This is a genomic window from Bacteroidales bacterium (genome assembly GCA_021157585.1).
Taxonomy (GTDB): Bacteria; Bacteroidota; Bacteroidia; order Bacteroidales; family UBA12170; genus UBA12170.
Map to the genome: position 1 here is coordinate 24,701 of JAGGWH010000159.1, position 6,000 is coordinate 30,700.

6 protein-coding genes are annotated in these 6,000 nt (G+C 34.2%); 2 read left to right on the forward strand and 4 right to left on the reverse strand.

The genetic code is table 11. The features are described 5' to 3' along the window. Positions 1 to 27 precede the first annotated feature (27 nt). On the reverse strand, positions 28 to 918 hold the full coding sequence (locus tag J7K39_10915) for a diacylglycerol kinase family lipid kinase (GenBank protein ID MCD6180401.1): 891 nt from the start codon (positions 916 to 918) through the stop codon (positions 28 to 30). 227 nt (positions 919 to 1,145) lie between these two features. On the opposite strand from J7K39_10915, the gene J7K39_10920 reads away from it, so the two are divergent. Next, positions 1,146 to 1,730, forward strand: a complete 585-nt coding sequence (locus J7K39_10920; protein MCD6180402.1) for a hypothetical protein — start codon at positions 1,146 to 1,148, stop codon at positions 1,728 to 1,730. A 79-nt stretch (positions 1,731 to 1,809) separates the two neighbouring features. Further along, positions 1,810 to 2,097 carry a co-chaperone GroES gene (locus tag J7K39_10925; GenBank protein MCD6180403.1) on the forward strand — a complete coding sequence of 96 codons (288 nt, stop codon included), beginning with the start codon at positions 1,810 to 1,812 and terminating at the stop codon, positions 2,095 to 2,097. A 63-nt stretch (positions 2,098 to 2,160) separates the two neighbouring features. On the opposite strand, the gene J7K39_10930 is transcribed toward J7K39_10925, so the two are convergent. The 3 genes from J7K39_10930 to J7K39_10940 form a co-directional block, all read right to left on the reverse strand. Continuing rightward, positions 2,161 to 3,372, reverse strand: coding sequence for a dipeptidase (locus tag J7K39_10930; protein MCD6180404.1), 1,212 nt, complete (start codon positions 3,370 to 3,372; stop codon positions 2,161 to 2,163). Between the two features lie 255 nt (positions 3,373 to 3,627). Next, the gene (locus J7K39_10935) at positions 3,628 to 4,692 is read right to left on the reverse strand and encodes an endonuclease (protein MCD6180405.1); all 1,065 of its coding nucleotides are present in this window, start codon (positions 4,690 to 4,692) and stop codon (positions 3,628 to 3,630) included. 113 nt (positions 4,693 to 4,805) lie between these two features. Next, on the reverse strand, positions 4,806 to 6,000 hold a 1,195-nt coding region (locus J7K39_10940; protein ID MCD6180406.1), incomplete at its 5' end, for a T9SS type A sorting domain-containing protein.

Consider the following 6,000-nt stretch of genomic DNA (forward strand, 5'->3'; position numbering starts at 1 on the left):
TAAAGATTCAACGGCTTTTTTGTGCTTTTAAGCAAAGAACTCTACAGCTTTATGTTTAATTCCAATTTTAAGAGGAGTTTTGCCTTTTAATTCTCCATCGGGAGAAACGGCTTTAGATCTTCTTTTAGTAGTTATTGTTATATCTTTCCCTCTAAGACTGATAACCTCTTTTAAATGAATATGATCTCCTGTTAATATTTTTGGAAATGCTTTTATCAATTGAAAAGTATTCATCTTCTTTAAAATAGTAACATCAAGTATACCATCATTAAATGATGCTGCCGGAGCCATTAGGAAATTCGAAGTATAGCGTGTGTTTGAAACTTCAACAAATAAGGTGTCTAATTCGTGTTTCTTTCCGTCTATTTCTATAATAGTTGGTTCTGTTTTAAGGTTTAGCGATCTATAAAGAATGCCAATAGTATAAGCAAAGTTACCAAGCCATTTAAATTTTTGAGCAGTAACCGTAACATCAGAAGTAAATCCAATACCAATAATATTAAAAAAATAATAAGGATGACTACCGTTTTGTGCAATTCCGGCATCTACCCATTTTGTTTTTTTCGGATCAAGGCTCTCAATAACTTCTTTTACTTGACCTGTTTGATAACCTAAATCGCGAATAAAAGCATTTCCTGTTCCAATAGGTAAAATACCAAGAGGCGGTTTTTTTGTCGAGGGATTTTGTATATAACCATTGGCAACTTCCATTAATGTTCCATCTCCTCCGGCAGCAATTACACCTTCAAAACCTTCAAAACTTGTTTCTTTAACGGTTTTTGTAGTTTTTTCTCCTCCAAGAGTTAAAATTAAAGTAAGCTGATGTCCGGCATCTCTTAAAAGATTTAATGCGTTTTCTTTTTGTTTTTTTGCTCTGCCATTTCCTGCAAAATCATTATAAAAAAGTAATATTTTCACCTTTATTATTTTAGTTAATATTATTTAACACTATGTTTGGAAAAGAGCAAATATAGCTAAATATTTGAAAAACAGATTTTCCTGTTTTTGGTACTGTATTTTTGTTTGAGTAAATATTTGTTACGACTATAGATAAGGTTAAACTAATTTATTGGTATATTCTGCCAAAATTTCAGCTTAATTAGAGTGGCACAGTCCTTGTAAAAACGGCTCTTAAAAAAGAGAATATGACATTAATACCGGTACAATCACATATAGATTTATTAGAGAAGCTGAAAGTACATCCAAACGCTTTTCTTTTGATTTTTAAAAGTGGTTCGAAAGTTAGTAACTGCGCTCTAAATAATATTGAAAAGGCTATTGATAATAGTACTGTTGTTTTTACTGCTGATGTCAAAGATGTCAAAGACATTCACCCGGAATATGGTATTAAAACGGCGCCTGTACTTTTATCTTTTGAAGAGGCCGTATTTAAGAACACTTACAAAGGATGTAATGAAGTTCAATTTTATACTTCTGTTTTTGAACGAAATATTTATGTTGCGCAACATAAATCAGATGATGAAAAGCCTCAGAAAAGAGTAACGGTTTATTCAACTCCGAGCTGTAGTTGGTGTTCAACGCTTAAAAACCACTTGAATATTCATGGAATTAAATATTCTGATATAGATGTTTCAAAAGATCAAAAAGCAGCAGAAGCAATGGTAAGGAAAAGCGGACAACAAGGTGTTCCTCAGACAGATATTGGCGGACAAATTATTGTGGGATTTGATAAGAATAAGATAAATTCCCTTTTGGGAATAGGAGTTTGAAAATGATTTATAAATAAATTAATTTGAAACATAATAGATATAACTTTACAATTTAAAAAAATAAATAGGAGATAAGTATATGAAAGAGTTACAGCCATTAAACGACAATGTTTTATTAGACATTTCAGAAGATAAAGCAGAACAAACAACTGCTTCCGGAATTATCATTCCTGATTCAGCAAAAGAGCAGCCTCAGTATGCAAAAGTTATTGCAATTGGAGCTATTGAAAATGCAGGAATTAGTGAAGGTGATACTGTATTTTACAAGAAGTTTGCCGGTACTGAAGTAGAGTTTGACGGAAAGAAATTCCTTTTCCTCCCTTATGCTGACGTTCTTGCAAAAATTGTAGAAACAGAAGAAATTTAAATTGTTTTTAGTTTTAAAAAAAAGCTCGGTTTTGCCGAGCTTTTTTTGTGCTTTTATTTGGGATTAAATTTTTGCCAATTCTTCATTTTCACTTAAAACACGTAAAAAATTTCCGCCCCAAATTTTAATTATATCTTCTTCGTTATAGCCTCTTCTTACCATTTCGATAGTAATATTTGGTAGTTCACTATCATCAAAACAACCATCAACGCCGCCACCGCCATCAAAGTCGGTTCCAATTCCTACATGATCAACACCTGCCACTTTAACCATATGGTCGATATGATCTACAACATCTTGTACTGTTGCTAAAATAGGAGGGAAGAGTTTGTTTATTGAACGCCAAGCTTTACCTGCTTCTTTTTGCTGTTCATCCGATAGGTTTTCATAATTATTATATTTCTTACGAATAGCCATTCGCATACTGTCGGCTTGAGGATTAGTTGGGGTTTTCTTTATATAGGAACTTAAAATACAAACCTGAGCAACGCCACCATTTTCAGCTAATTTTATAAGCATATCATCGGTTAAATTTCTTGGAGAATCGCAAATAGCGCGTGAGCTTGAGTGAGACGCAATTACAGGAGATGTACTTAGTTCAATTACATCATAAAATGATTTATCTGAAATATGAGAAACATCAACGAGCATCCCTAAACGATTCATTTTTGCTATAACTTCTTTTCCAAACTTACTAACTCCATTATGCTCAATTGTATCTGTACTGGAATCGCAAAGGTCATTATTTTTGGTATGACAAAGAGTTATATAACGAGCTCCTCTTTTATAGAAAACATCAACATTATCTAACTTGCCTCCTAATGCGTAACCGTTTTCGATACCTATGTAGACAGCACGTTTCCCTTCTTTTTCTATGGAATAAATATCTTGAGCTTTTAATGCCAAACTGGCTATATCTTTATTTTTATCGAGCATGGAATAAATAGAATCGAAGATTTGATGTGTTTTGCTTGTAACTTTAGCATGTCCTTCTTCATCACGAGGTCCTTGTCCAAGAAAAACTGCCATAAAAATACCATCAAGACCGCCTTCTTTCATTCTTGGAAAATCAACTTTTGTTGATGTTTCATAAGGGTCGTGCCTGACTGACATATCATAACTTTCTCGTGTAAAAAGCATGGGAGTATCCGTATGCGAATCAATAGTGATTGCTTTGTTGTGAATTTTAAGTGCTTTTTCAATTAGCTTTTCCTCGCTAGTTTGACAAGAAGCAAAAAGCATAATAATGCCGAAAAGTATAAATGGTTTGTTCATGGTTAAATGTTTGTTTAATTAGAAATTAGTTAACAATAGCAAATATATAATATTTATCCGAGTTCGATATGAAGACGTTGTTTGAAGCTAAAATGAAAACATAGAAGTAATATCTTGATTTTATTGGGCTTTAGCTCATTTATCTTCCGTAGCTTTGGCTACGCACGAAAAGAATACTCACAGCTTTATGTGATGCTTCTCTATACGATTTATGCTTTTTTTGAATGTATAGGTTTTACGAACTAAATGGTGTTTTTATTGAATTACAATTTTTAAATTTTGGATTTCTTTTTTCGAATTAAGTTGTAAAAAATAAATTCCTTTTGGTAATACCAACTTTAGCTCGCTTTGCTTAGTTGTAATATTTTTTTCAAACACACATTTTCCTTCAACAGTAAATATTCTTAATTCTCCTGTATCAAGGTTTTGTATTTTAAATGTTCCCGACGAAGGATTTGGTACAATAAGAAGAGTGGCTTTCTCTGCTTCTTCAGTCCCTGTTGTCGACCAAATTGCTCCAATATCGTTTCCCCAAATATATTCTGCAAGTTCCGGAATATCGATAAAGGGATTTCTGTTATGTTGAAATTGAGTATAAATAATTTCGTTTCTATTACGCTCCCAATCACTTACCGGATCAATACGATTCCAGCTTAAAAGAGTAGAAAGTCGACCATGGTATGGACTGTCGTCGTATTTGTCAGGAAGGTTTTCTGTAAGCTCTAAATCAGGTTCTCCGTTTTCACCTTCGTAACGGACAGCCATATAAAAAATCATACGTGCAACATCACCTTTTACTTCATCACGAGGCTCAAAAGTCCATAAGTTCTCATCGGTATAAGAACCTGTAAATTCGCCATTATCCCAAACTTCTTTACATGTTACACAGTTATCAAAAGAGCGGTTACTACGGGTGCTGTTAACGCTAATATCTTCGGGGCGTAAGTGGTGAACATCTGTTCCTGCACCTTTGTCGGTTCCAAAATCACCGCGCGACTTGGCCCAAACATGTTCTCTACTCCAGCCACTTCCCGATCGGTATTCATCTCCGGCAGCTCCTGCAAGTATTGATTGTCCTGAATAAAGAAAAATTACATTATCAGGATTGTTTGGGTCTTTATCGGTTTCTTTTAAGATATCCCAAACATCGGTTGAGCTTGAGGTATAATAGTATTCTGTATGACCTTTAATAATATTATAAAGAGCTGTTTTTAAAGCATCATCCTTTAAGCCTCTTGCACTTTGGTAATAATCACCATAGGTTTGACCAAAGAGTATATTTGCCCATAGGACAAATAGAACCCATAAATATTTTTGCATTTATCTAAGTAATTTGACAATGCAAAGGTAAGATTTTACTTATCCAATTGAAAGATAAAAAGAAAGCCCTTCAGATTTTTCTGAAGGGCTTAAGTTAGGATTAAATATAAAACCTATTGTTTCATTATTTTTTGAGTAATAATGTTTTCACCATCATCAACTCTTACGTAATAAACGCCTTGTTTCATTGTACTTAAGTCAATCTCAGTTTTAAAATTATTGCTTAAAGTTTCAAAAACTTTCATACCAACAATATTAAATACCTCAATTTTAGTATTTACTTTAAAAGCATCACCCATTTGGACATAGAATTTTCCATTACTTGGGTTAGGATAAACACTAATACTAGAAGCTGATAAATCATCAATACCTACACCGCTAGCTACCGTAATATCGTCAGCATCTCTTGGATAGAGTTTAAAAGCACCATAGCTGAATGCAACAACACCGGTAACATCTAAAACTTCACCAAGAGTTGGTGTGTAAGCAAAGATTTTATCATCTACAGTATAATCAGCAGTTCCATCGTTAATAGTAAATTCTCCATATGAATCTGCCTCTGAAGTAACTTCTGCACCCATAATTGTAATTAGAGTAGATTCGTAAGACTCAAGAGCAGCAGCAGCAGTGACAGCAACAGCAGCAATTGTGTTTCCTTGAGAATTTATTGTACTACTTGTTACACTAACAAGCTCTGTAGCATTATAATATTCATCTACAGTAGCTTCTAAGGTTACATCGTCTCCAATAGCGAGTGCAGCAGCAGTGGTAGCATCATAAGCAAAGATAGCAGACCACTCAGGGTATTGCGAATCTTTAAGAGGGGGAGTTTGGATCCAGAAATTACTTCCTGCAATAGCCGTTACAACACCGGAAACTTGAACCTTTTGTCCATCGTAATCGGAAAGGTCGCCGTCTGAAGTATTGGATTGGATTTCGTAAATTGATGGTCTTGCAATAACTTCAAACTCTGCACTTACAGCATTAACAGCTGCGTTAGTAACATCAGATATTCTTAATTGATAATTATCATTCCAAGCATCTTCCGGGATAGAAAAATCTTCTGTTCCGTCAGATGGAGTTGATGCAATTAATTCATCCCAAATACCTTCAGTGGGAATCCAGGCTTCAATTTTTACATTATCTACGCCATAGGAACTCCAAGTTATTGTAACATCATCACCGGCATAAAAAGGAGCTGTAGCAAGAGCGACATTATAAATATACAATCCAAAAACATCGTTTAATGTAGTCTCTTCTTCTATTGTTGCTGTTCTGTTATCTCCACCGGTCCATTCACCACCATCC

What these genes read in the sequence shown, in the direction of transcription:
- J7K39_10920 (MCD6180402.1), top strand. Translation starts at nt 1,146, where the DNA reads ATGACATTAATACCGGTACAATCACATATAGATTTATTAGAGAAGCTG.
- J7K39_10925 (MCD6180403.1), top strand. Translation starts at nt 1,810, where the DNA reads ATGAAAGAGTTACAGCCATTAAACGACAATGTTTTATTAGACATTTCA.
- J7K39_10930 (MCD6180404.1), bottom strand. Translation starts at nt 3,372, where the DNA reads ATGAACAAACCATTTATACTTTTCGGCATTATTATGCTTTTTGCTTCT.
- J7K39_10935 (MCD6180405.1), bottom strand. Translation starts at nt 4,692, where the DNA reads ATGCAAAAATATTTATGGGTTCTATTTGTCCTATGGGCAAATATACTC.